This is a genomic window from Herbaspirillum sp. 3R11, from assembly GCF_004563925.1.
GTDB lineage: Bacteria > Pseudomonadota > Gammaproteobacteria > Burkholderiales > Burkholderiaceae_D > Herbaspirillum.
On record NZ_SPNJ01000002.1, the window covers coordinates 1 to 25,912 of the forward strand.

Below are 25,912 nucleotides of genomic sequence, written 5' to 3' on the forward strand. Positions count from 1 at the left end.
CCATCCTGCTGATCGAACATGACGTCAAACTGATGATGGGCCTGTGCAACCGTCTCACCGTGCTGGACTACGGCAAGCCGATTGCCGAAGGTGTGCCGGCGGATGTGCAAAAAAATCCCGCCGTGATCGAGGCCTACTTAGGCGCTTCCCATTAAGCCCGCAGGACACACGACAATGACAACGAATATCTTAAAAGTTGAAGACCTGAGCGTCGCCTATGGCGGCATCAAGGCCGTCAAGGGCGCGAGCCTGGAAGTCAACGAAGGCGAACTGGTGACGCTGATCGGCGCCAACGGCGCCGGCAAGACCACCACTTTGAAAGCCATCACCGGCACCTTGCCCGACTCGAAAGTACAAGGCCACATCAGCTACCTGGGCCAGCCCTTGAAGGGCCAAAGCTCCTTCAACCTCGTGCAACAAAAGCTGGCGATGGTGCCGGAAGGACGCGGCGTCTTTACGCGCATGAGCATCCACGAGAACCTCCTGATGGGCGCCTACACCAGCGACGACAAGCAGCAGATCGCGCAGGACATCGAGCACTGGTTCAGCGTGTTTCCCCGCCTGAAGGAACGCGCCAGCCAGATGGCCGGCACGCTCTCCGGCGGCGAGCAGCAGATGCTGGCCATGGCGCGCGCGCTGATGAGCCATCCGAAACTCTTGTTGCTGGATGAGCCGTCGATGGGTCTGTCTCCGATCATGGTGGAGAAGATCTTCGAGGTGATCCGCAATGTGTCGGCGCAGGGCATCACGATCCTGCTGGTGGAGCAGAACGCCAAGCTGGCGCTGGAAGCGGCGCACCGGGGTTACGTGATGGAGTCGGGGTTGATCACCATGACTGGCAATGCCAAGGAAATGCTCAATGATCCGCGGGTTAAGGCGGCCTACCTGGGTGAGGGCTAAAGGACGCTGAATGAATGCCGATCCTGACAAAGCCGTCAGGTAGCATTCAGATACATCCTTTAAGGAACGAAGGGACTTGTTAAGGTATCCACTGTATGGTCCCGCCGCATCGGCGCAGTAATGAACAATGCATGCGGCGGGGTTTCAGACAGTCAATATCATTAAGGGAGCCCTCCATGAATAAGAAATCCATCGTCTCCACGGTTCTCGCACTGACGCTCGGCATCAGCGCCTTACCCCTCGCCCAGGCGCAACAATACGGTCGCGATGACCGTCGTCCGCCGCAAGCCCAGGATGATCGCCGCGGTCCACCCGATCGCCATGACAACCGACGCGACGACCATCGCGGTCCTGATCGGCGCGATGAGCGCGGCGCCGGTCCCAACCACGCCTTCCATCGCGGCGATCGCCTGCCGCCGGAATACCGCAACCGCCAATACGTCGTCAACAACTGGCGCGAGCATCGTCTGAGCGCGCCACCGCGCGGCTATCAATGGGTGCAGACCGGCGGCGATTACGTGCTGGCGGCAATCGGCACCGGCATCATCCTGCAATTGCTCCTGAACAATTAAAGTCGGATTCGATTGATGCGCCCGCCGTCTGAACCCGGCGGGCGTTTTCGTCTCTGCACGAGTCATTGTGTAAGAATTTAATTTTGATTAAATCGATTATGAAAAATTAAATTCGACATAACTGCCTTAAATGCAGAATTAATATTGGTTAATCCCGAATAGAATCGCAGCAGGCAAAAACCGTATTTTGCCTATCCTTCCGAGACAAACCAATATGAACAGCGCCTCCCATCCTTCCAGCGTTTCTTCCAGCGTTTCTTCCAGCTTTATCCCTGCCTTCAGCGTCTTCCAACAGGAAGTCATGCACACGCCGACGCCATTGCGCGCGGCCATCACGGCCGTCTATCGCCGCGACGAACGCGGCGCCGTGCAGTGGCTGCTGGCGCAGGTGCAAAGCAATGCGACATGGACCGAGGCAACGCAAAAATTGGCGCGCAAGCTGGTGCAGGCGGTGCGCACCAAGCGCACGCGTTCATCCGGCGTCGATGCGCTGATGCACGAATTCTCGCTCTCATCGGAAGAGGGCGTGGCGCTGATGTGCCTGGCCGAAGCGCTGCTGCGCATTCCCGATCACCAGACCGCGGACCGCCTGATCGCCGACAAGATCAGCAAGGGCGATTGGCGCAAGCATCTGGGCGAGTCGCCGTCGCTGTTCGTCAACGCCGCCACCTGGGGCTTGCTGATCACCGGCAAGCTGGTCGGCACGAATAGCGAAAGCGGCCTGGCCTCGGCGCTCACGCGCCTGATCAACAAGGGCGGCGAACCGCTGATCCGCAAAGGCGTCGATCTCGCCATGCGCATGCTGGGCAACCAGTTCGTCACCGGCCAGACCATCGCCGAAGCGCTGGCCAACAGCCGCGACAATGAAAAGCGCGGCTATCGCTATTCCTACGACATGCTCGGCGAAGCGGCGCTGACCGGGCACGACGCCGACTTCTATTACAAATCCTACGAAGACGCGATCCACGCCATCGGCCGCGCCTCCAACGGTCGTGGCATCAAGGACGGTCCCGGCATTTCGGTCAAGCTGTCGGCGCTGCATCCGCGTTATTCGCGCGCGCAACACGCCCGCGTGATGAACGAACTGCTGCCGCGCCTGAAGCAATTGCTGGTACTGGCCAAGTCCTACAACATCGGCCTCAACATCGACGCCGAAGAAGCCGACCGCCTGGAGCTGTCGCTGGACCTGATGGAAGCGCTGGCGTTCGACCGCGACCTCGACGGTTTCGAAGGTATCGGCTTCGTCGTGCAGGCGTATCAAAAGCGCTGCCCGTTCGTGATCGACTACCTCGCCGACCTGGCGCGCCGCAGCGGCCGCAAGCTGATGGTGCGCCTGGTCAAGGGCGCCTATTGGGACAGTGAAATCAAGCGCGCCCAGGTCGACGGCCTGTCCGGTTACCCGGTCTACACGCGCAAGGTGCACACCGATCTGTCCTACCTGGCTTGTGCGCAAAAACTGCTGGCCGCAACCGACGTCATCTATCCGCAATTCGCCACGCACAACGCCCACACGCTGTCGGCCATCTACACCTGGGCGCAGCAGCACAAGATCGACGATTACGAATTCCAGTGCCTGCACGGCATGGGCGAAACCCTGTACGACCAGGTGGTCGGCGCCGACCAGCTCGGCAAGGCTTGCCGCATCTATGCACCGGTTGGTTCGCACCAGACGCTGCTGGCTTATCTGGTGCGCCGCCTGCTGGAGAACGGCGCCAATTCGTCCTTCGTCAACCAGATCGTCGACGAAGCGGTCGCCATCGACACGCTGATCACCGATCCCATCGTCGCCGTGCAAAAGTCCGGCGGCGAACCGCATCCGCAGATCGCCTTGCCGCGCAACCTGTACGGCGAAGAGCGCAAGAATTCTGCCGGCGTCGATCTCAGCAATGAAGACACCCTGCGCGGACTCGAGCACGCCTTTGCGCAACTGAGCGCGCAGCAATGGCAAGCCGCACCGCTGTTGCATGACGGCGCCGTATCGATCGGCGAGACGCAATCGATCACCAACCCGGCCGACCGCCGCGATCTCGTCGGCCAGGTTATCGAAGCCTCGCGCGACGACGTCGAGAGCGCCTTGCACGCGGCCACTGAGTATGCCGTGCAATGGCAGGCGGTTTCTTCCGATGATCGTGCGCACGCGCTGGAACGTGCCGCGGATCTGTTTGAAACGCACCAGGCCGAGCTGATGGCGCTGGCCGTGCGCGAAGCCGGCAAGTCGCTGCCGAATGCGATTGCCGAAGTGCGCGAAGCGGTCGACTTCCTGCGCTACTACGCGACGCAATCGCGCCACGACGGCAATGCGCTGGCGTGGGGACCGGTGGTGTGCATCAGCCCGTGGAATTTCCCGCTGGCGATCTTCATCGGCGAAGTCAGCGCCTCGCTGGCCGCCGGCAACGTGGTGCTGGCCAAGCCGGCGGAACAGACGCCGCTGATCGCGCATCGCGCGGTGCAGCTGCTGCATGAAGCGGGCGTGCCGCGCGCGGCGCTGCAATTCCTGCCGGGCCGCGGCGACACCGTCGGCGCCGCGCTGACCGGCGACGCACGCGTCAAGGGCGTGATCTTCACCGGCTCGACCGAAGTCGCACAACTCATCAATCGTACGCTGGCGCAACGCATCAAGGACGAGCACGGCGACATTCCCTTCATCGCCGAAACCGGCGGCCAGAACGCGCTGATTGTCGACTCCAGCGCCTTGCCCGAACAGGTGGTGCAGGATGTCCTGAGTTCGGCCTTCGACAGCGCGGGCCAGCGCTGCTCGGCGCTGCGCGTGCTGTGCCTGCAGGAAGATATCGCCGACAAGACCATGACCATGTTGAAGGGCGCGATGCAGGAGCTGCAGATCGGCCGTCCCGACTGTCTTGCCACCGACATCGGCCCGGTCATCGACGACGAGGCGCGCACGCAATTGCTGGCGCACATCGAGCAAATGAAGAAGGGCGGCAAGGTCTATCAGCTGCCACTGGACGAACGTCACGAGCACGGCACCTATGTCGCGCCGACCGTGATTGAAATCGACTCCATCGCCCAGCTCAAGCGCGAAGTGTTCGGCCCCGTGCTGCACGTGCTGCGCTATCGCCGCGACCAGCTGCCGCAGCTGATCGACACCATCAACGCCAGTGGCTACGGCCTGACCCTGGGCGTGCATTCGCGCATCGACGAGACCATCGCCTTCGTCGCCGAGCGCGCCCACGTCGGCAACATCTACGTCAACCGCAACATCGTCGGCGCCGTGGTCGGCGTGCAGCCGTTCGGTGGTGAAGGCAAGTCCGGCACCGGCCCCAAAGCCGGCGGCCCGCTCTACCTGAAACGCCTGCAGCGTCATGCCGAGGTCAAGCTGTTCAACGACGCCGCGCAGGCGGCATCTGCACCGTTGAAGTCTCTGCTCGATTGGGCTGCGACGCACGGCCACGCCAAGCTGGCGCAGCTGGGCGCGACCTATGTGCAGGAAAGTCTGTTGTACAAGACGCTGACCCTGCCGGGCCCGACCGGCGAGCGCAACACGCTGTCGTTTGCGCCGCGCGGCAAGATCCTGTGCGCAGCGGCCGACGTCGCGGCGCTGCTGAATCAGATCGCTGCGGTGCTGGCCACCGGCAACACCGCCGTGGTGCCGGCTGCGCAGGGCAAGCTGATCCCGGCCGGTCTGCCGGCCGACGTGCGCCAGGCGATTGAACTCAGCGGCGACGTTGCGGCGCTGGATCTGCATCTGGCGCTGGTCGACGGTCCAGTGATCACGCAATGGCGCGGCGTCCTGGCCGCCCGTGACGGCGCGCTGGTACCGCTGATGCCGACCGCGGAAGACATGCCGATCGCCTTGTGGCGTCTGGTGGCCGAGCGCGCGTTGTGCGTCAACACGACGGCAGCGGGCGGTAACGCGAGCCTGATGACCTTGTCGGTTTAAAGTAGTGGCGTCATCCCGGTGTGCGCCGGGATGACGTGTTTTGTTTTTTTCATCCTCCCAAAGTAGACAGATTGTCATCTGTCTTCGCCTTCTCCTCCCTGCATTCTGTCTCCTGCCGTAGCGGCGTAAAATAATGCCTCTGCACCGGCAGGCTTGCGCGTCCGCGAACTCCTTGCAATCTGCGCGGCTGTCCCCATTTCACCAGAACAAGCAAAGCAACACTCTGCGCAACACATTCATTGAGGCATTCGCATGGAACAATTTCACGGCACGACCATCCTCTCCGTCCGACGCGGCAACACCGTGGCGCTGGGCGGCGACGGCCAGGTGACGCTCGGCAACGTGGTCATGAAGGGCACTGCGCGCAAGGTGCGCAAGCTCTACAACGGCAAGGTCCTGGTCGGTTTCGCCGGCGGCACGGCTGATGCTTTTACGCTGCTTGACCTGTTCGAATCCAAGCTGGAAAAACACCAGGGCAACCTGATGCGCGCCTCGGTCGAGCTGGCCAAGGAATGGCGCACCGACCGCATGCTGCGTCGCCTCGAAGCGATGCTGCTGACTGCCGACCGTGACACGACATTGGTGATCACCGGCAATGGCGACGTGCTGGAGCCGACCGACGGCATCGGCGCGATCGGTTCGGGCGGCACCTTCGCCCAATCTGCCGCCAAGGCGCTGCAGGAAAACACCGAGCTGTCGCCTGCCGACATCGTCAAGAAATCGCTGGTGATTGCAGGCGAGCTCTGCATCTACACCAACCTGAACCACATCATCGAAACACTCGATTAAAGAGCAAAGAACATCACCATGAACATGACTCCCAAAGAGATCGTCTCCGAACTCGACAAACACGTGGTCGGCCAAGGCCGCGCCAAGCGCGCCGTCGCCATTGCGCTGCGCAACCGCTGGCGCCGTCAGCAGGTCGCCGAGCCGCTGCGCCACGAGATCACCCCAAAGAACATCCTGATGATCGGCCCCACCGGCGTCGGTAAAACCGAAATCGCCCGTCGCCTGGCCAAGCTGGCCGATGCGCCGTTCATCAAGATTGAAGCCACCAAATTCACCGAAGTCGGCTACGTCGGCCGCGACGTCGACACCATCATCCGCGACCTGATCGACATCGGCATCAAGCAGACCCGCGAAGGCGAAGTGCGCAAGGTGCGTGCGCGCGCCGAAGACGCCGCCGAAGACCGTGTGCTCGACATCCTACTGCCGCCGGCGCGCGATTTCGGTTTCACACCCGAAGGCAACAAGAACGCCGTCGCCGCTGGTGATGGCGTGGAAGAAAAGGGCAGCACCACGCGCCAGACTTTCCGCAAACGCCTGCGCGAAGGCGCGCTCGACGACCGTGAGATCGAGATCGAATTGTCCGACTCATCGCCGGCGATGGAAATCATGGCGCCACCGGGCATGGAAGAAATGACCGAGCAGATCAAGAGCATGTTTTCCGGCATGGGCAATAACCGCAAGAAGACGCGCAAGATCAAGATCAGGGAAGCCATGAAGTTCCTGATCGAAGAAGAAGCCGGTAAGCTCGTTAACGAAGAAGAACTGAAGCAGAAGGCCATCACCAACGTCGAGCAGAACGGCATCGTCTTCCTCGACGAAATCGACAAGATCGCCACGCGTTCGCAAGGTACGGCCGACGTCTCGCGCGCCGGCGTGCAGCGCGACCTGTTGCCGCTGGTCGAAGGCACCACCGTCAACACCAAGTACGGCATGATCAAGACCGACCACATCCTGTTCATCGCATCGGGCGCGTTCCACCTGGCCAAGCCGTCCGACCTGATCCCGGAATTGCAAGGCCGCTTCCCGATCCGCGTCGAACTGGATTCCTTGTCGATCGATGATTTCAAGACCATCCTGACCGGCACCGACGCCTGCCTGACCAAGCAATACCAGGCCTTGCTCGAGACCGAAGGCGTCACGGTGGAGTTCGACGACAGCGGCATCCAGCAACTGGCGGAGATCGCGTTCTCGGTGAATGAAAAGACCGAAAACATCGGCGCGCGTCGCCTCTACACGGTGATGGAAAAACTGCTGGAAGAGATCTCGTTCACAGCCGGCGAAACCGGTGCGCAGACCATCGCCATCAATGCCGCCTACGTCAATGATCGCCTGGGTGAACTGGCGGTCAACGAAGACCTGTCGCGCTACGTGCTGTAAGCGACGCAGAGTGAACTGAAGGAAGTGGACTGAAGGAGCGCGGCATGGCAAACAAGACGCTGGGAACGCGGCAGAAGCTGAGCTTCCGTATCGAGCCGTCGCAACTTGCCAAGCCGCGCAATCCGGTGGCGGTCGCCGCCAAGCGCCGCGCTGCCGGTCCGCATCGCAAGACCGCTTCTGCTGTGCGGCAGTCGGCGCGGCTTGAGGTGAAAAAGAAGCTGGATGAACCGGGGCAGGATTGAGCCGGTTCAGTGCAATAAAAAAGCCACGGCATGCCGTGGCTTTTTTACGTCTTCAGCGAATGCACAAATGCACAGAGCAATCAGTGCTTGCCGCGAATTACGCCGGCGTTGTCGTCGCCTTCATCCGGGCCGTGAGCGCCGAAGGAAAACACGTCGAAGCTGTCGCCGTCGGCGGACACGCGATAGGCATAGGCGTTGCCCCATGGGTCGCGCGGCAGGCGATCGAGGTAGCCGCCGGTCTTCCATTCCTTCGGCACCGGCGCGCGGCCAGGCTTGACGATCAGCGCCAGCAGGCCTTGCTCGGTAGTGGGGAAGCGGCCGTTGTCCTGCTTGTACAGCTGCAGGCCCTTCTCAATCTCGGCGATGTCCTGCTCGGCCGTGACGATCTGCGGGCTGTGGGCGTGGTTGACGACGTTGAGCAGGCGCGGCGCGGCGACGACGGCCACGACTGCGATAACCGCGATCGCAGTCAACATCTGTAATTTGCTCAGACCGCGTTGCAGTGAAAAAAATTGCGGGAGAAGTTGCGTAGGGGAAACGTGTCGCGTAACTATGCGGCGCATCGGACTTTCTTTCCAGTAAAGCGAGATGCGAGAGTATAAAGCCGAAGCGTCGGCTTTGGTATTTAGAACGGGTTCTAAGGAGTCGGATTGCCTGAAAGTTCCATTCGCGGATCTTGCTTCCGGATACTATTTCCGCCTCAGGTCGCCAACACTACCTCGACCTCGGTTTCCTGCAGCAACTTCGCCAGCTCCGGCGGCGGCGCCGCGTCGGTGAACAACACATCGATCTGCGACAGATGCGCCATCTTCACCAGCGCTTGGCGGCCGAACTTGCTCGAGTCGGCGACCAGCCAGACTTGTCGCGATTGCTCGATGATGGTTTGCGCCACCTTGACCTCGCGTGCATCGAAGTCGCGTAACACGCCGTCGAGTTCGATGCTGGAAATGCCGATGATGCCGATGTCGACCTTGAACTGGCGGATGAAGTCGATGGTTGCCTCGCCGACAATGCCGCGATCGCGCGCACGCACCACGCCGCCGGTGACGATCACTTCGGACGCGGTATTGCTGGCCAGCATGCTGGCGACGTTGAGGTTATTGGTGACCACGTGCAAATGGCTGTGGCGATGCAGCGCGCGCGCCACTTCTTCGGTTGTGGTGCCGAGGTTCAGGATCAACGAGCAGCCGTCCGGCACGCGCGCAGCGACCGCCTTGCCGATGCGCTGCTTGGCCTCGGCGTTCATCACCTGGCGCTGCGGATAGGCGATGTTCTCGGTCGAGGAGAGCAGGCCGACGCCGCCGTGATAACGCGCCAGCAACTTGGCGTCGACCATCGCCTTGACGTCGCGGCGCACCGTCTGCGTGGTCACGTCGAGCTTCTGCGCCAGTTCTTCCACCGAAATCGTGATGTGCTTGCGCACGCAGTCGAGCAAGGTTTGTTGCCGCGGATTTAGCATCATGAGAATTGGTTAATGATCATATGAACATTAAAAAACATAATCGAATTGAAAACAACAAAATAATTGTTGATTTGTTTTCACGTTGTCGCGTATCGTAGCCAAAAAATACCATGCGGCAAATATAAAATCCGGAGACAAGTTGAACACACTTCTTGAATGTGATCTTCTGGTGGTCGGCGGCGGCATCAACGGCGCCGGTATTGCCCGTGACGCGGCCGGCCGCGGTTTGCGCGTGATCCTGTGCGAGCAGCACGATCTGGCGCAGCACACGTCTTCTGCCAGCACCAAGCTGATCCACGGCGGGCTGCGCTATCTCGAGTATTACGAATTCAAGCTGGTGCGCAAGGCCTTGCAAGAGCGCGAAGTGCTGCTGCGCGCGGCGCCGCACATCATCTGGCCGCTGCGTTTCGTCATGCCGCACGACGCCGGCCAGCGCCCGGCCTGGCTGATCCGCGCCGGCCTGCTGATGTACGACTATCTCGCCAAACGCGAAATCCTGCCGGCCTCGCAGGGGCTCAAGCTCAACGTACATGTCGCCGGCAAGCCGCTCAAGGGTAACTACCGCCGCGGCTTCGTCTACTCCGACGGCTGGGTCGACGATGCCCGCCTGGTGGCGCTCAACGCGCTCGACGCCAGCGAACGCGGCGCCCGCATTTTCACTCGCACCAAATGCACCGAAGCACGCCGTGAAGGCGAGCTCTGGCGCGCCACGCTGGAGAATGAACAGGACGGTCGCATCCAGGTGCAGGCGCGCGCCATCGTCAACGCCGCCGGTCCGTGGACTGCGCAGTTTGCCGACGCTGTTCCCGGTGCCAGCAAGAGCTACGGCCTCCGCCTGATCAAGGGCAGCCATATCGTCGTCAAGCGCCTGTTCGATCATCCTTACGCCTACATTTTCCAGAATCCCGACAAGCGCATCATTTTCGCGATCCCCTATCAGGACGATTTCACGCTGATCGGCACCACCGATCTGGAATACACCGGCGACGCCGGCAAGGTCGAGATCAGCGCCGCGGAAATCGACTATCTGTGCGACATGGCCAACCGCTATTTCACGCGCCAGATTTCCGCACAAGACGTGGTGTGGACCTACTCGGGCGTGCGTCCGCTGCTGGACGACAATTCCTCCAATGCCTCCGCCGTGACGCGCGACTATCTGCTCGAATGCAACGACAGCGGTGCGCCCATGCTCAACGTCTGGGGCGGAAAAATCACCACCTATCGCAAGCTGGCCGAAGAAGCACTGGCCATCCTGTCGCCGCGGCTGGGACTCAAGGCGCCGTCCTGGACTGCCGACGCGCCCCTGCCCGGCGGCGATCTGGAGCAGCCCGGCAAGCTGGTCCGGCGCTATGACTTCGCGCGCTTTCTGGCGGGCTTCAGCGAACGCCATCCGTGGTTGCCGCCGGCACTGGCGCAGCGCTATGCGCGCAGCTACGGCAGCCGTGCCGAACGTTTTCTCAAGGGCGCCGCTGCTCTCACCGATCTCGGCGACGAACTGGCGCCGGGGCTCTACGAATCGGAAGCGCGCTATCTGCGCGACGTCGAATGGGCGTGCAGCGCAGAAGACATCCTGTGGCGCCGGAGCAAGCTGGGTCTGTATTGCCGGCCGCAGCACGTGGAACGATTGCAGCAATGGTTGAAGGAGCAGACTTAGCCCCAAACGACCTGCGCCGCATGTAAAAAACAGAACAGCAGCAAGGAGACAGTGTGACCCTGGAACTAAAACAAGTGACCAAGACGGTCGGTGCGGAAACGCATCTGTATCCGCTTGATCTGAAGCTGGCGGCTGGCGGCATCAACGTCCTGCTGGGTCCGACGCAGGCCGGCAAGACTTCGCTCATGCGCATCATCGCCGGGCTGGACAAGCCCGGCAGCGGCAGCGTGCTGGTCGACGGCAAGGACGTCACCGGCGTTGGCGTGCGCGAGCGCAACCTCGCGATGGTGTACCAGCAATTCATCAACTATCCGGGGCTGAGCGTGTACGAAAACATCGCCTCGCCGCTGCGCCTGAAAAAATTGCCCCAGCAGGAAATCCACCAGCGCGTCACCGAGATCGCCGAGAAGCTGCACATCGCACACCTGCTGCAACGCCTTCCGGGCGAACTGTCCGGCGGCCAGCAGCAGCGCACGGCATTGGCGCGCGCCTTGATCAAGCGTGCGCCGTTGGTGCTGCTGGACGAGCCGCTGGTCAATCTCGATTACAAGCTGCGCGAAGAGCTGCGTTCGGAACTGATTTCCCTGTTCACCAACGGCGACACCACCGTGGTCTACGCCACTACGGAGCCGCAGGAAGCCTTGCTGCTCGGCGGCCACACCGCCGTGATGCACGCCGGCCGTCTGTTGCAGTTCGGTCCGACGCTGCAATTGTTCAACGCGCCGGCATCGACGCAGGTCGCCTCCATCTTCAACGATCCGCCGATGAACATGCTGGCGGCGACCGCAATCGACAATGCCAGCGTGAAGCTCGACGACGGCAGCGTGCTGTCAGTCGCCGGTCGCAATCTGACGCTGACTGCGGGTCAGCGTTGCCAGGTCGGCGTGCGTTGCAACGACGTGCGTTTGCAGCCGCTTACGAACGCCGGTGTCAGTCTGGCGTGCACGGTCGGCTTGGCCGAACTGAGCGGTTCCGAAACCTATCTGCACCTGCGCCATGGCGGTGATGCACTGGTGGCGCAACTGCCCGGCGTGCACGCGCTCGAGATCGGCAGTGCGGTGCAGGTCAACATCAACGCCGCACAGATTTTTCTGTTCGACACCGAGGGCCGCCTGTTGAGCGCCCCGCAGGGAGACTGACATGGCACGTATTGAATTTCGCAATCTCGGCCATGCCTACGGACCCAACCCGGCGTCGCTGGAAGACTACGCGCTGCAACCGATGAACATGGTGTGGGAAGACGGCGGCGCCTACGCCTTGCTGGGTCCGTCCGGCTGCGGCAAGTCGACGCTACTCAATATCATTTCCGGTCTGCTGGTGCCGTCCGAAGGGCAGGTGCTGTTCGACGGCAAGGACATGACGCAGATGCCCACGCGCGAGCGCAACATCGCGCAGGTGTTCCAGTTCCCGGTGCTGTACGACACCATGAGCGTGTTCGACAACCTGGCGTTCCCGCTGCGCAATCGCAAGGTGGCGGAGAGCGAAGTGCGCGCCCGCGTGCATGAAATCGCCGAGATCCTCGAACTGACGCGCGACCTCAAGCAGCGCGCCAGCGGCCTTTCCGCCGACGCCAGGCAAAAGATTTCGCTGGGACGCGGACTGGTGCGCAAGGACGTCGCCGCGATCCTGTTCGACGAGCCCTTGACGGTGATCGATCCGCACATGAAATGGCAGTTGCGGCAAAAGCTCAAACAGATTCACCACCAGCTCAAGCTCACCCTGATCTACGTCACCCACGATCAGGTGGAGGCGCTGACCTTCGCCGATGAAGTGGTGGTCATGACCAACGGCAAGGTGGTGCAGCAGGGCAAGCCGGAAGCCCTGTTTGTGCGTCCCGACCACACCTTCGTCGGCTATTTCATCGGCAGCCCCGGCATGAACTTTTATCCGCTGCAGATCGACGGTGACGCCGTCGTGATCGGACAGCAGCGCGTGAATGTCGACGCCGCGCAATTGCAGGCGCTCAAGCATGCCAACGGCGAACTCAAGCTGGGCATCCGGCCGGAGTTCGTCGAGCTGACCACGGCCGGCGCGCCCGGCGCGGTCAGCGCCAACGTCGTGCAGGTCCAGCATCTCGGCACCAGCCAGCTGCTCACGGCGGAATTCGGCGGCCAGATCGTCAAGGCCAGGCTAGACGCCTCGACCAGGCTGAGCGAAGGCCAGAAATGGCTGCGCCTGGCGAAAGCGGAGACGATTTTCTTCAGCAATGACGAAAGGATAGGGCGATAGGTCATGAACAAGCCATACAACAACAAGGCCTGGTTTTTCATCCTGCCGGTGTTCCTGACGGTCGCGTTCTCCGCGATCATCCCGCTGATGACGGTGGTCAATTATTCGGTGCAGGACATCATCAGTCCCGAGCAGAGCGTGTTCGTCGGGCTCGAATGGTTCCGCGCCGTGATGCGCGACAGCGAATTGCATTCGGCGCTGCTGCGTCAGCTGATCTTCTCGTTCTGCGTGTTGCTGGTGCAGATTCCGCTGGGCATCGGCCTGGCGCTGTCGATGCCGGCGCAGGGCTGGAAATCCTCGGCCGCGCTGGTGATCCTGGCCATGCCGCTGCTGATTCCCTGGAACGTGGTCGGCACCATCTGGCAAATTTTCGGCCGCGCCGACATCGGGCTGGGCGGCTATGTGCTGAGCCGTCTCGGCATGGATTACAACTACGCCTCCAACTCGCTCGACGCCTGGATCACCGTGCTGGTGATGGACGTCTGGCACTGGACGCCGCTGGTGGCCCTGCTGGCCTTCGCCGGCTTGCGCTCGATCCCTGACGCCTACTATCAGGCGGCGCAGATCGACGGCGCCAGCCGCTGGGCGGTGTTCCGTTTCATCCAGCTGCCGAAGATGCGCGGCGTGCTGGTGATCGCGGTGCTGCTGCGCTTCATGGACAGCTTCATGATCTACACCGAACCCTTCGTGCTCACCGGCGGCGGGCCCGGCAATTCGACCACCTTCCTGAGCCAGTACTTGACGCAGAAAGCGGTCGGCCAGTTCGATCTGGGGCCTGCGGCTGCATTCTCGCTGATCTATTTCCTGATCATCCTGCTGCTGTCCTTCATCTTGTACAACTGGATGCAAAGCGCAGGGAATGGCAACCAGGCGACAGGAGCCAATCATGAATAAAAGCAAGCAAAGCAACTGGCCGCGCGTGCTGACGCTGGCGCTGTATATCGCCTTCACGCTGATCCCGCTGTACTGGCTGTTCAATACGTCGTTGAAGACCAACGAAGAAACGCTGGCGGTCTTCACGCTGTGGCCGAACCAGCCGACGCTGGACAACTACAAGGTGATCTTCACCGATGCGTCGTGGTACTCCGGCTACATCAACTCCATCATCTACGTCGCCATCAACACGGTGCTGTCGCTGCTGGTGGCGTTGCCGGCGGCCTATGCGTTTTCGCGCTACCGCTTCCTCGGCGACAAGCACATGTTCTTCTGGCTGCTGACCAACCGCATGACGCCGCCGGCGGTGTTCCTGCTGCCGTTCTTCCAGCTGTACTCGACGGTCGGGCTGATGGATACGCACATCGCCGTGGCGCTGGCGCACATGCTGTTCAACGTGCCGCTGGCGGTGTGGATCCTGGAAGGCTTCATGTCGGGCGTTCCGCGCGAGATCGACGAGACCGCCTACATCGACGGCTTTTCGTTCCCGCGGTTTTTTCTTCGCATCTTCCTGCCGCTAATCAAGTCGGGCGTCGGCGTGACGGCGTTCTTCTGCTTCATGTTCAGCTGGGTCGAGTTGCTGCTGGCGCGCACGCTGACCTCGGTCAACGCCAAGCCGATCAGCGCCATCATGACGCGCACCGCCTCGGCGGCCGGCATGGACTGGGGCATCCTGGCCGCCGCCGGGGTGCTGACGATTATTCCGGGAGCGCTGGTGATCTGGTTCGTTCGCAACCATATCGCCAAGGGTTTCGCGATGGGGAGGGTGTGACGATGGCTGCTTTTTCATGGATGTCGTGGACGCCGCCGATCGCCGTCTTTTTCATCTGCATCGCGCTCATGCTGGTGGGCATGACGATCTGGGAAATCCGTTCGCCGACGGTGGAGCGCAAGGGTTTCCTGCCGTTGCGAACGACCCGCGGCGACCGTTTGTTCATCGGCCTGCTGAGCGCCGCCTACATCAATCTGGCCTGGGTCGCGGTGACCGACCTGGATCAGTGGTACGCCGCCGTGCTCGGTTTTGCGGCCTTGTTTATCGTCATGCGCAAGGGCTGATTTTGCGCATGGTCAGGATTCAATTTCCGGTTTGCTCAGAATAAAAAAACCTGGAATGAAATGACGCGTTCGGGGAATGTCCTTCCCTCTCCGGCGCGACCATCTTTGGGAAGGTGACGAGGAGACGTGATGCAAAAATTCAAACTTACCGTGCTGGCAGCCGCAATTGCCGTGGCCGGCAACGTATGGGCCGACACCAAGTCGGCCGAGAAGTGGATCGACAGCGAATTCAAGCCGAGCACGCTGTCGCGCACGCAGCAGCTGAGCGAAATGCAATGGTTCATCGACGCCGCCGCCAAACTGAAAGCCAAGGGCGTCAAGGAAATCCACGTCGTATCGGAAACCCTCGACACCCACGCCTATGAATCGAAAACCCTGGCCAAGGCCTTCGAGGAAATCACCGGCATCAAGGTCAAGCACGACGTGATCCAGGAAGGCGACGTGGTCGAAAAGATGCAGACCTCGCTGCAATCGGGCAAGTCGATCTATGACGGCTGGGTCAATGACTCCGACCTGATCGGCACCCATTACCGCAACGGCCAGACCGTGGTGCTGTCCGACTACATGGCCGGCCCCGGCAAGGAATACACCAATCCCGGTCTCGACCTGAAGGACTTCATCGGCACCAGTTTCACGACCGCGCCGGACGGCAAGCTGTACCAGCTGCCCGACCAGCAGTTCGCCAACCTGTACTGGTTCCGCGCCGACTGGTTTGCGCGCAAGGATTTGCAGGACAAGTTCAAGGCCAAGTACGGCTATGAGCTGGGCGTGCCGCAAAACTGGTCGGCCTACGAAGACATCGCCGCCTTCTTCACCAACGACGTCAAGGAACTGGACGGCAAGAAGATATTCGGCCACATGGACTACGGCAAGAAGGATCCGTCGCTGGGCTGGCGCTTCACCGATGCCTGGCTGTCGATGGCCGGCGCCGCCGACAAGGGTTTGCCGAACGGCTTGCCGGTCGACGAATGGGGCATCCGCGTAGCGGCCGACAAGTGCACGCCGGTCGGCGCATCGATGTCGCGCGGCGGCGCCACCAATTCGCCGGCGGCGGTCTATGCGCTGACCAAGTATCTCGATTGGATGAAGAAATACGCACCGCCGGAAGCGCTCGGCATGACCTTTTCCGAAGCCGGCCCGGTGCCGGCGCAAGGCCATATCGCGCAGCAGGTGTTCTGGTACAGCGCCTTCACCGCGGGCATGACCAAGCAGGGTTTGCCGGTGGTCAACACCGACGGCTCGCCGAAGTGGCGCATGGCGCCGGGACCTCACGGCCCGTACTGGAAAGAGGGCATGCAGAACGGTTATCAGGACGTCGGTTCCTGGACCTTCCTCAAGAGCACGCCGCCTGACCAGATGGCCGCCGCCTGGCTGTACGGCCAGTTCGTGACGTCCAAGACCGTGTCGCTGAAGAAATCGATCGTCGGCCTGACCTTCATCCGCGATTCCGATATCCGTTCGGAATACTTCACCAAGAATGCGGCGAAGTACGGCGGCCTGATCGAGTTCTACCGCAGCCCGGCGCGCGTGGCATGGACGCCGACCGGCAACAACGTGCCCGACTATCCGAAGATGGCGCAACTGTGGTGGAAGAATATCTCCACCGCCATTTCCGGCGAGAAGACACCGCAAGGCGCAATGGATAACCTGGCCGAAGAGATGGACGGCATCATGGCCCGCTTGCAGCGCGCCGGCATGAAGAACTGTGCGCCCAAGCTCAACGACAAGAAGGATCCAGCCTCGTGGATGTCCGACAAGGGCGCGCCATGGACCAAGCTGGCCAATGAAAAGCCGAAGGGTGAGACCATCCCTTACGACAAACTGCTGCAAGCATGGAAAGATGGAAAAGTCCGTTAGGATGATTTGAAGGTCTTGCAATCCTGAACGTCATTCCGGCAATTGCCGGGATGACGTTTTTTCTTCCAGCACGGCGCAATCGTTGTTACGCTGTAATTTCTCCAGTGATTTGTAAGGCAAATGTCATGGCATATCTGCTCGCTCTCGACCAGGGCACCTCCAGTTCACGCAGCATCATCTTTGACGAAACCGGCGCCATCGTCGCCACCGCGCAGCAAGAGTTTCGCCAGATCTTTCCACAGCCCGGCTGGGTTGAACACGATCCCATGGATCTCTGGAGCAGCCAGTTGCAGACTTGCCGCCAGGTGCTGGCGCAGGCCGGCATCAAGGCGGCCGACCTGGCCGGGCTGGGCATCACCAATCAGCGCGAAACCACTGTGGTGTGGGACCGCGCCACCGGCAAGCCGGTGCACAACGCCATCGTCTGGCAAGACCGCCGCACCGAGGCCATCTGCGCCGGATTGCGCGAACGCGGCCTGACCGATGCCATCCAGGCCAAGACCGGATTGGTGCTCGATCCGTACTTCTCCGGCACCAAGCTGCACTGGATACTCGATACCGTGCCGGGCCTGCGCGAGCGCGCGCGGCGCGGCGAGCTGGCTTTCGGCACCGTCGACGCCTGGCTGATCTGGAACCTGACCGCCGGCCGCCTGCATGTGACGGATGTGTCCAACGCTTCGCGCACCATGCTGTGGAATATTCATACCGGCGCTTGGGACGATGAATTGCTGGAATGGCTGGACGTGCCGCGTTCGATGTTGCCGGAGGTGCATCCGTCGTCACATCTGTACGGCCGCACCGACGCCGAGCATCTGGGCACGGCGGTGATGATCGGCGGCATCGCCGGCGACCAGCAGTCGGCCCTGTTCGGCCAGGCCTGCTTCCAGCCCGGCATGGCCAAGAATACTTACGGCACCGGTTGTTTCATGTTGCTGCATACCGGCGACCAGTGCGCGCAGTCGCGCAACGGTCTGATCAGCACCGCCGCCTGCCAGGTCGGCGAGCGCAAGCAATACGCGCTGGAAGGCAGCGTCTTCATCGGCGGCGCGGTGGTGCAGTGGCTGCGCGACGGTCTCAAGGCGATCAAGAATTCAACTGATGTGGAGGAGTTGGCGGCTTCGGCTCCGGACTCCGGCGGCGTGGTATTCGTGCCGTCGTTTACCGGGCTCGGCGCGCCGTATTGGAACCCTTCGGCCAAGGGCGCGATTGTCGGCCTCAGCCGCGGCAGCACGGTGGCGCACATTGCGCGCGCCGCGCTGGAATCGATTGCCTTCCAGAGCACCGCCTTGCTGACGGCGATGGTGCGCGACGCAGTGTCGCCGATCACTGAATTGCGCGTCGACGGCGGCGCCTCGGCCAATAATCTATTGCTGCAATTCCAGGCCGACTTGCTCGGCATCCCGGTGATCCGTCCGCAAGTCACGGAGACCACCGCGCTGGGCGCCGCCAGCCTGGCCGGCCTGGCGACCGGCGTCTATCGCGACATGGCGGAATTGTCGGAGCATTGGCGCATGGAGCGCACCTTCCTGCCGACCATGAGCCGCGATGAAGCGCTGACCAAAATCCAGACCTGGGAGCGCGCCATCAAACAGGTGAGTGCGGGTTGACGCTGTTGCGTCTGATCAGGGCGCGCTCAGTGTCACGGCCACGCCGGCCTGTTCGGTGACCGATGCCGACAGCGTGGCGTACAGCTCGTTGCCGTCGCGTGCGCTCAGCCATTGTTTGCCGTCGTATTTGAAGTGATAGCCGCCCGATTTGGAGGCTAGCCACAACTCCTGCATCGGCGCCTGGCTGTTGACGATGATTTTGGAGCCGTTATCGATGCATTCGATTTCGAGGACATTGCCGCTGCGGCTGCATTCGACGTCGAGGTCGGTGTCGTCGGTAGCCTGCTCCAGTGCGGCTTCGATCGCGTTCAGCGCGGAATCCGCGAGGGCCAGGAATTCTGATTCTGTCATGCTACACTCCGAGACATTGATGTAAACCCGTGATTCTATCGTGAAGTCTCCATTTCATTTTTCTCCCGCCCGTCCGCTGCTCGGCGCCGCCATGTTTGCCCTGCTGTTGGCAGGTTGCGGCCAGAAGGGCCCGCTCTACATCGGCAAGCCGCCGGCCGAGCGCGTGCGCACCGCGCCCGCAGACAACATGAGCAAACCGGCTGTGTCCGATGATGCCGGCGTGCCGGCGATCTCTTTGCCTGCACCGGCTGCCGCACCCTCCAGCAGCTCCAAATAATTTCTCGTCGTACCTTATCTCATGTCCCATTTTTCTTACCGCGACGGCGTCCTGCATGCCGAAAACCTGCCCTTGAACGCATTGGCCAAGCAGTTTGGTTCGCCGCTTTACGTCTATTCCAAGGCAGCGCTGACCGCCAATTACTCCGCTTATGCCGATGCCTGCAAGAAAGCCGGCCGCACTGAAGATGCCGACAATGGCGGCGCGCTGGTCTGCTATTCGGTCAAATCGAACTCCAACCTTGCCGTGCTCAACGTGCTGGGCAAGCTCGGTTCGGGCTTCGACATCGTCTCGGGCGGCGAACTGCTGCGCGTGATTGCCGCCGGCGGAGATCCGCGCAAGGTGATCTTCTCGGGCGTGGGCAAGGGCCGCGATGAAATGCGCCTGGCGCTGCAACACGACATCCTGTGCTTCAACGTCGAGTCGATTCCCGAAGTGCATCGCCTCAACGAAGTCGCGGGCGAAGCCGGCAAGCGCGCGCGCATCTCGCTGCGCGTCAATCCCAACGTCGACGCCAAGACCCATCCGTATATCTCCACCGGCCTCAAGGAAAACAAGTTCGGCGTCGCCTATGAAGACGCGCTGGCCTGCTACCGCGACGCTGCCGCGCTGCCCAATATTGAAGTGGTCGGCATCGACTGCCACATCGGCTCGCAATTGCTCGACGACGCGCCGTTGCTGGAAGCGCTCGACAAGGTGATCGAACTGATCGACCAGCTCGAATCGGAAGGCATCGCCATCCACCACCTCGACATCGGCGGCGGCATCGGCATCACTTATGACGACGAACAACCTGTTCCGGTGGGGGACTACCTGGGCCGTCTGTTCGCCCGCGTCGATGGCTGGCGCAAGGAAAAATACGCCGGCCGTGCGATCAAGGTCATGTTTGAACCGGGCCGCTCCATCGTCGGCAACGCCGGCGTGCTGGTGACCGAAGTGCAATACCTGAAGCACGGCGAGAGCAAGAATTTCGCCGTGGTCGACGCCGCCATGAACGACCTGATGCGTCCGGCCCTGTACGAAGCCTGGCATGGCGTGCAAGTGGTGCAACAGCGTCAGGACGCCGCCAAGACCTATGACGTCGTCGGTCCGGTATGCGAATCCGGCGACTGGCTGGCGCGCAGCCGCGAACTGGCGATTGCGCCGGGCGACCTGCTGGCGCTGATGTCGGCCGGCGCCTACGGCATGACCATGGCCTCCAACTACAACACGCGCGGCCGCGCCGCCGAAGTACTGGTGGACGGCCACCAGGTGCACCTGATCCGCAAGCGTGAAAATCCGGCCGACCTGTTCGCGCTGGAATCTATCGCCGGCTGATAGCGCCGCCGCCGGGCACGCGCATGGGTCGCATGACTACAGCTGACGCGGCCCGGTTCACCATGCTGGAGGCGGCGTTCTTCAACCAGGACAGCCCCGCACTGGCGCGCGCCCTGATCGGCAAGGTCCTGCGGCGGCGCTGGAAAAACCAGTGGCTCTCGGCGCGCATCATCGAAACTGAAGCCTATTGTCTGGACGAGCGAGGCAGCCATGCCTCGCTGGGCTACACCCACAAACGCCGCGCCCTGTTCATGGAGGGCGGCACCATCTACATGTACTACGCGCGCGGCGGCGATTCGCTCAACTTCAGCGCCGCCGGTCCGGGCAATGCCGTCCTGATCAAATCAGCCTATCCCTGGATCGACCCGATCGCCGGTCCCGCCGCGCTGGCGGTGATGCAGGCGGAAAATCCCGATGCGCAGGGCGGCGCTCGCTCCCTTAGCCGGCTCTGCGCAGGTCAGACCTTGCTGTGCAAATCGCTGGCCTTGCGCGTGCCCGACTGGGATGCCGGCGCCTTCGATCCTGCCGAGTTCTTTGTCGATGACGTCGGCGAAGCGCCGCCGACCCTGATCGAGACCACGCGGCTGGGCATCCCGGCCGGCCGCGACGAGCATCTCCCTTACCGTTTCGTCGACCCTGCTTACGCCCGCCATTGCACGCGCAATCCCTTGCGCAAGGGGCAGAGTGCACCTGCGGATTATCGCTGGGTCGATCGCGACGGTAAGCCGGCGGCCGTGCAGGAATTCCCCCGTGGCGTCATTCCCGTCCCGGGCTGATCTCCGAGGGCGGTCTGCCGGCTTGCCGGAACTCAATAATCCTTCTTTTCGTGCCGGCCGCTCGTGGCGCGAAATTTGCTGACACGCTGCTGTCAGGACGGCAAAAACCCGCCGTAATGCCGCTATAATGCGCGTTTTCGCCTGTCGTCCCTGTCGTTTTTCAGCCCTTTTTCAGCCCCTTTTGCGTAAGGAACATGCATGAATGCCCTGATCTGGTTCGTCATACTTTATTGGGTGATTTCAGTCGGTATCGGTCTTTACGCAAGCAGGTACGTCAAGAGCGGCAAGGATTTCGCGATTGCCGGCCGGGCCTTGCCGATGTCGGTGGTGACGGCGACGGTGTTCGCCACCTGGTTCGGCTCTGAAGCGGTGCTGGGCGTGTCCTCGACCTTCCTCAAGGAAGGCCTGGGCGGCATCGTGGCTGACCCCTTTGGTTCCTCGCTGTGCCTGATCCTGGTGGGCGTGTTCTTCGCCCGGCCGCTGTACCGCATGAACCTGCTGACCATCGGCGACTACTACAAAAAACGTTTTGGCCGCGCCGCTGAAATGCTGGTGACGATCTGCATCGTGATTTCCTACCTCGGCTGGGTGGCGGCGCAGATCAAGGCGCTCGGCCTGGTCTTCAACGTCGTCTCGGGCGGCTACATCACGATGCAGGCGGGCATGATCATCGGCGCCGCCAGCGTGCTGGTCTATACGCTCATGGGCGGCATGTGGGCGGTGGCGATCACCGACTTCCTGCAAATGATCATCGTGGTGGTCGGCATGCTGTACATCGGCTGGGAAGTCTCCGGCATGGTCGGCGGCCCCGGTGTCGTTATCCAGCATGCGGCCGATGCCGGCAAATTCAATTTCTGGCCCTCACCCTCGCTCAGGGAGGTGATGTGGTTCTTTGCCGCGTGGATCACCATGATGCTGGGATCGATCCCGCAGCAGGACGTGTTCCAGCGCGTGATGTCGTCCAAGACCGAGAAGATCGCGCGCAACGCCTCCATCCTCGGCGGCGTGATTTATTTCGGCTTCGTGTTCATCCCGATCTTCCTGGCGTATTCGGCCACGCTGATCGATCCGGCCATGGTGGCGCGCCTGCTCGAGACCGATTCGCAGCTGGTGCTGCCGACCCTGATCATGGAAAAAATGCCGGTGTTCGCCCAGGTGATGTTCTTCGGCGCGCTGCTGTCAGCGATCAAGAGCTGCGCCAGCGCCACGCTGCTGGCGCCGTCGGTGACCTTCACCGAAAACATCATCAAGGAAATCCGCCCCTGGAAGAGCGACAAGGAATTCCTGTTCTCGATGCGCGCGGTGGTGTTGCTGTTCACGATCGCTGTGACGGTGCTGGCGTTGAACAGCCAGTCGAGCATTTACCAGATGGTCGAAAATGCCTACAAGGTGACGCTGGTTGCCGCCTTCGTGCCGCTGGCCTTCGGCGTGTACTGGAAGCGCGCCACGCGCCAGGGCGCCCTGGCCGCCATGATCCTCGGCCTGACGACCTGGATCACGCTCGAATACGTCGCGCCGGAAGGCCTGTGGCCGCCGCAACTGGCCGGTCTGCTGATGAGCGTGGGCGGCATGGTGTTCGGTTCGCTGCTGCCGCAACTGGTGGCGCCGATTCCGCAGGCGCCGGCTGCGGGCGCACTCAGCGCTGAGTGAGCACCGACTGATCTCGTCCTGACTTTCTTCCCTGCGCGATTCGCATTTTCTGCGGATCGCTCAGGGGGCGCACCACCTTCCCTCTACCTTCCTCGTACGCTTCCCTTCTGTTTTGCAATGGTCATCACGACCGTTCGCCTCGCATTTCTTCCTTGCTGAATTCGGCCGTTTTCTTGTGCTCGCGGAAAGTTGTTGTCGAAAAACCAATTGGAACTAATCACTATTAAATCGACCTCATTGAGCATGTCTCTGCAAACTCATGAATACGATTTTTCCGCTGATGCATTGTTTCTCGACTTCGACGGCACCCTGGTGAATCTGGCTCCCGAGCCTGACAGCGTGGTCCCGGCGCCGGACCTGATCGAGATGCTGCAGCAGCTCCAAACACGCGCGAACGGTGCGCTGGCGGTCGTCAGCGGCCGGCCGGTGGCGCAGCTCGACCACTACCTGGCGCCGCTGCGCCTGCCTGCCGCCGGCGTGCACGGCCTTGAGCGCCGCGATGCCTCCGGGCGGCTGGTGCAACTTGCCGCGCCCTCCACCGATGAACTGATGGAGCGGCTCGCGCCGTTCGTCGCGCGTCATCCCGGCTTGCTGCTGGAACCCAAGCGCGGTGCGCTGGCGCTGCATTACCGCAAGGCGCCGCATCTGGAACAGGCCTGTATCGAAGCGATGAATTACGCGGTCGCCCACGTACCGGGCTTCAGCGTCCTGCGCGGCAAGATGGTGGTCGAAGCCAAGGCGGCGCTGGCCGATAAAGGCGACGCCATTGCGGCGTTCATGCGGGAAGCGCCGTTCACCGGACGCCGTCCGGTATTCGTCGGCGACGACGTCACCGATGAAGCCGGTTTCAACTGGGTGCAGACCCTGGGCGGCGGACTTGGCATCAAGATCGGCGAAGGCGAGAGCCGGGCGCAGATGCGCCTGGACAATCCGGCCGCCTTGCATCAATGGCTGGAGCAGGCGCTGCGGGTTGCACCGCGGGTCTGACACCGGCGCCATTCTGAAATGAAAACCAGCAAGTGATTTCACCGCTCCGGCGACAACAAAAAAAGTAAAGAGAGGAAAGGCAGCATGAGCACGTCATCCATCGATACCCCCAGCAACGACACCTCCACCGGCGTCAGCAATGACGGCGACCGGCCTTCCACTTCTTCCCTCGACCTCGGCGTTGTCGGCAACTGTTCCTACAGCGCGCTGATCGACAAGCTCGGCCGCGTGGTGTGGTGCTGCCTGCCGCGCTTCGACGGCGACCCGGTGTTCAACGCCTTGCTTGATCCGGGCGAGAGCGGCAGCCTGTGGAGTTTCGAGCTGGAGAATTTTTCGCACAGCGAGCAGTGGTACGAGCCGAATACCGCCGTGCTGAAAACGCGTCTGTACGACACGCTGGGGCAGGGCGTCGAGATCACCGACTTTGCGCCGCGCTTTGCCAGTCGCGGACGGTTCTTCCGCCCGCAGATGCTGGTGCGCCGCGTGCTGCCGCTCAACGGGGCGCCGCGTTTGCGCGTACAGCTGCGACCGCGTTTCGACTGGGGTCGCGAAGTGCCCAAGATCACGCGCGGCAGCAATCACGTGCGCTACGTCGGTTCCGAGATGACGCTGCGCCTGAACACCGATGCGCCGATCAGCTACCTGCTCGACGAGACGGCGTTCGTGATCAGCCGGCCGTTCAACTTCCTGCTCGGTCCCGATGAAACGCTGACCGGCGGCATCGGCGACACCGCACGCAGCTTCGAGCAGGAAACCGTCACCTACTGGCGCAACTGGAGCCGCAGCCTGGCCACGCCGCTGGAGTGGCAGGCCGCCGTGATCCGCGCCGCCATCACGCTCAAGATGTCGGTGTATGAAGACACCGGCGCCATCATCGCCGCCATGACCACCAGCGTGCCGGAAGCGCCGGGCAGCGCGCGCAACTGGGACTATCGCTACTGCTGGCTACGCGACGCCTTCTTCGTAGTGCGCGCGCTCAACAGCATTTCCGAACTCGGCACCATGGAAGACTATTTGCGCTGGCTCACCAACGTGGTGGTGCGGTCGGCCGGTGGCCACGTGCAGCCGCTGTACGGCATCGGCCTTGAAGAGGCGCTGCCGGAACAGATCCTCGACCATTTGCCGGGCTATCGCCATCACGCCCCGGTGCGCGTCGGCAACCAGGCTTACGAGCATTTCCAGCACGACGTCTACGGCAACATCATCCTCGGCGCGGCGCAGGCTTTCCACGATGCGCGGCTGCATCATCGCGCCGGCGCTGAGCAGTTCAAGCACCTGGAAGCAGTGGGCGAACGCGCCTTTGAAATGTACGACCGCCCTGATGCCGGCATGTGGGAGTTGCGCACGCGTTCGCGCATCCATACCTCGTCGGCGCTGATGAGCTGGGCCGCCTGCGACCGCCTCGGCAAGATCGCCTCGCGGCTTGAACTCGACGAGCGCGCACGCTACTGGCATGAGCGCGCCGAGATGATCGGCAAGCGCATCCTGACCGAAGCCTGGAACGAGGAGCGCCAGACCTATGCCGAAAGTTTCGGCGGCCGCGACCTCGACGCCAGCGTCTTGCTGATGGTCGAAGTCGGCCTGATCGCGCCGACCGACAAGCGCTTCATTGCCACCGTCGACGCGCTGGAAAAATACCTGTGCGACGGCCCCTACATGCGCCGCTACGAAGCGCCCGACGATTTCGGCCGGCCCGAAACCGCCTTCAACATCTGCACCTTCTGGCGCATCGACGCGCTCGCGCGCATCGGCCGCAAGGAACAGGCGCGCGAGATTTTCGAAGCCATGCTGGCGGCGCGCAACCACGTCGGCCTGCTGTCGGAAGACACGCATCCGGTCACCGGCCAGATGTGGGGCAACTTCCCGCAGACCTATTCGATGGTCGGGATCATCAACTGCGCGATGCGACTGTCCGCATCATGGGAGAGCGTCATTTAAACGCTTGCTTCAGCCACGCTCAACAACATCAGAACCGCAA

General features: G+C 62.1%; 23 protein-coding genes and 1 pseudogene. 21 read left to right on the forward strand and 3 right to left on the reverse strand.

Features of this window, described 5'->3' with window-relative positions:
• From E4P32_RS08185 to E4P32_RS08215, 7 genes and pseudogenes are all read left to right on the forward strand, one after another.
• Window positions 1-155 (forward strand): annotated as a pseudogene (locus E4P32_RS08185) (ABC transporter ATP-binding protein); the annotation flags it as partial.
• Window positions 156-174: 19 nt separating this feature from the next.
• Window positions 175-900 carry an ABC transporter ATP-binding protein gene (locus tag E4P32_RS08190; protein WP_116436938.1) on the forward strand — a complete coding sequence of 242 codons (726 nt, stop codon included), beginning with the start codon at window positions 175-177 and terminating at the stop codon, window positions 898-900.
• Window positions 901-1,076: 176 nt separating this feature from the next.
• Window positions 1,077-1,472 carry an RcnB family protein gene (locus tag E4P32_RS08195; protein ID WP_116436937.1) on the forward strand — a complete coding sequence of 132 codons (396 nt, stop codon included), beginning with the start codon at window positions 1,077-1,079 and terminating at the stop codon, window positions 1,470-1,472.
• Between the two features lie 214 nt (window positions 1,473-1,686).
• A complete protein-coding gene (gene putA / locus E4P32_RS08200) occupies window positions 1,687-5,370 on the forward strand; it encodes a trifunctional transcriptional regulator/proline dehydrogenase/L-glutamate gamma-semialdehyde dehydrogenase (protein WP_116436936.1) in 3,684 nt (1,227 codons plus the stop codon).
• A 252-nt stretch (window positions 5,371-5,622) separates the two neighbouring features.
• The gene (gene hslV, locus E4P32_RS08205) at window positions 5,623-6,159 is read left to right on the forward strand and encodes an ATP-dependent protease subunit HslV (RefSeq protein WP_016833182.1); all 537 of its coding nucleotides are present in this window, start codon (window positions 5,623-5,625) and stop codon (window positions 6,157-6,159) included.
• Window positions 6,160-6,177: 18 nt separating this feature from the next.
• The gene (gene hslU / locus E4P32_RS08210) at window positions 6,178-7,536 is read left to right on the forward strand and encodes an ATP-dependent protease ATPase subunit HslU (protein ID WP_116436935.1); all 1,359 of its coding nucleotides are present in this window, start codon (window positions 6,178-6,180) and stop codon (window positions 7,534-7,536) included.
• 44 nt (window positions 7,537-7,580) lie between these two features.
• A complete protein-coding gene (locus E4P32_RS08215; RefSeq protein WP_116436934.1) occupies window positions 7,581-7,778 on the forward strand; it encodes a hypothetical protein in 198 nt (65 codons plus the stop codon).
• 80 nt (window positions 7,779-7,858) lie between these two features.
• Here E4P32_RS08215 and gspG read toward each other — a convergent pair whose 3' ends face one another.
• Both gspG and E4P32_RS08225 read right to left on the reverse strand, forming a co-directional pair.
• Window positions 7,859-8,341, reverse strand: a complete 483-nt coding sequence (gene gspG / locus E4P32_RS08220) for a type II secretion system major pseudopilin GspG (protein ID WP_116436933.1) — start codon at window positions 8,339-8,341, stop codon at window positions 7,859-7,861.
• Between the two features lie 137 nt (window positions 8,342-8,478).
• On the reverse strand, window positions 8,479-9,237 hold the full coding sequence (locus tag E4P32_RS08225; protein WP_116436939.1) for a DeoR/GlpR family DNA-binding transcription regulator: 759 nt from the start codon (window positions 9,235-9,237) through the stop codon (window positions 8,479-8,481).
• Window positions 9,238-9,379: 142 nt separating this feature from the next.
• Between E4P32_RS08225 and glpD the strand changes: the two genes are divergently transcribed.
• From glpD to glpK, 8 genes are all read left to right on the forward strand, one after another.
• Entirely contained in the window at window positions 9,380-10,894 is a 1,515-nt protein-coding gene (gene glpD / locus E4P32_RS08230) for a glycerol-3-phosphate dehydrogenase (RefSeq protein ID WP_116436932.1), read from the forward strand.
• A 53-nt stretch (window positions 10,895-10,947) separates the two neighbouring features.
• Complete coding sequence (locus tag E4P32_RS08235; protein WP_116436931.1) at window positions 10,948-12,033, forward strand: ABC transporter ATP-binding protein; 1,086 nt, start codon at window positions 10,948-10,950, stop codon at window positions 12,031-12,033.
• Between the two features lies 1 nt (window position 12,034).
• A complete protein-coding gene (locus E4P32_RS08240) occupies window positions 12,035-13,123 on the forward strand; it encodes an ABC transporter ATP-binding protein (protein ID WP_116436930.1) in 1,089 nt (362 codons plus the stop codon).
• A gap of 3 nt (window positions 13,124-13,126) precedes the next feature.
• Window positions 13,127-14,017 carry a sugar ABC transporter permease gene (locus E4P32_RS08245; protein WP_116436929.1) on the forward strand — a complete coding sequence of 297 codons (891 nt, stop codon included), beginning with the start codon at window positions 13,127-13,129 and terminating at the stop codon, window positions 14,015-14,017.
• On the forward strand, window positions 14,010-14,828 hold the full coding sequence (locus E4P32_RS08250) for a carbohydrate ABC transporter permease (protein WP_116436928.1): 819 nt from the start codon (window positions 14,010-14,012) through the stop codon (window positions 14,826-14,828). Before E4P32_RS08245 ends, E4P32_RS08250 begins: the two co-directional genes overlap by 8 nt.
• Before the next feature lie 2 nt (window positions 14,829-14,830).
• A complete protein-coding gene (locus E4P32_RS08255) occupies window positions 14,831-15,112 on the forward strand; it encodes a DUF2160 domain-containing protein (RefSeq protein ID WP_116436927.1) in 282 nt (93 codons plus the stop codon).
• A 129-nt stretch (window positions 15,113-15,241) separates the two neighbouring features.
• Entirely contained in the window at window positions 15,242-16,969 is a 1,728-nt protein-coding gene (locus E4P32_RS08260; RefSeq protein ID WP_016833173.1) for an ABC transporter substrate-binding protein, read from the forward strand.
• Between the two features lie 125 nt (window positions 16,970-17,094).
• On the forward strand, window positions 17,095-18,576 hold the full coding sequence (glpK, locus tag E4P32_RS08265) for a glycerol kinase GlpK (protein WP_116436926.1): 1,482 nt from the start codon (window positions 17,095-17,097) through the stop codon (window positions 18,574-18,576).
• Window positions 18,577-18,591: 15 nt separating this feature from the next.
• Here the strand turns inward: glpK and cyaY are convergent, their stop codons facing one another.
• Window positions 18,592-18,927, reverse strand: a complete 336-nt coding sequence (gene cyaY / locus E4P32_RS08270; protein WP_116436925.1) for an iron donor protein CyaY — start codon at window positions 18,925-18,927, stop codon at window positions 18,592-18,594.
• Between the two features lie 40 nt (window positions 18,928-18,967).
• Between cyaY and E4P32_RS08275 the strand changes: the two genes are divergently transcribed.
• The 6 genes from E4P32_RS08275 to E4P32_RS08300 all read left to right on the forward strand — a co-directional run bounded on the left by E4P32_RS08275 (window position 18,968) and on the right by E4P32_RS08300 (window position 25,872).
• The gene (locus E4P32_RS08275) at window positions 18,968-19,204 is read left to right on the forward strand and encodes a lipoprotein (protein WP_116436924.1); all 237 of its coding nucleotides are present in this window, start codon (window positions 18,968-18,970) and stop codon (window positions 19,202-19,204) included.
• A gap of 21 nt (window positions 19,205-19,225) precedes the next feature.
• The gene (gene lysA / locus E4P32_RS08280; RefSeq protein WP_116436923.1) at window positions 19,226-20,521 is read left to right on the forward strand and encodes a diaminopimelate decarboxylase; all 1,296 of its coding nucleotides are present in this window, start codon (window positions 19,226-19,228) and stop codon (window positions 20,519-20,521) included.
• Window positions 20,522-20,553: 32 nt separating this feature from the next.
• A complete protein-coding gene (locus tag E4P32_RS08285; RefSeq protein WP_233526798.1) occupies window positions 20,554-21,297 on the forward strand; it encodes a DNA-3-methyladenine glycosylase in 744 nt (247 codons plus the stop codon).
• Window positions 21,298-21,495: 198 nt separating this feature from the next.
• Complete coding sequence (locus E4P32_RS08290) at window positions 21,496-22,947, forward strand: sodium:solute symporter family protein (RefSeq protein ID WP_116436921.1); 1,452 nt, start codon at window positions 21,496-21,498, stop codon at window positions 22,945-22,947.
• A gap of 243 nt (window positions 22,948-23,190) precedes the next feature.
• Entirely contained in the window at window positions 23,191-23,934 is a 744-nt protein-coding gene (otsB, locus tag E4P32_RS08295) for a trehalose-phosphatase (protein ID WP_116436920.1), read from the forward strand.
• 84 nt (window positions 23,935-24,018) lie between these two features.
• Window positions 24,019-25,872, forward strand: coding sequence for a glycoside hydrolase family 15 protein (locus E4P32_RS08300; RefSeq protein ID WP_116436919.1), 1,854 nt, complete (start codon window positions 24,019-24,021; stop codon window positions 25,870-25,872).
• Window positions 25,873-25,912 lie beyond the last annotated feature (40 nt).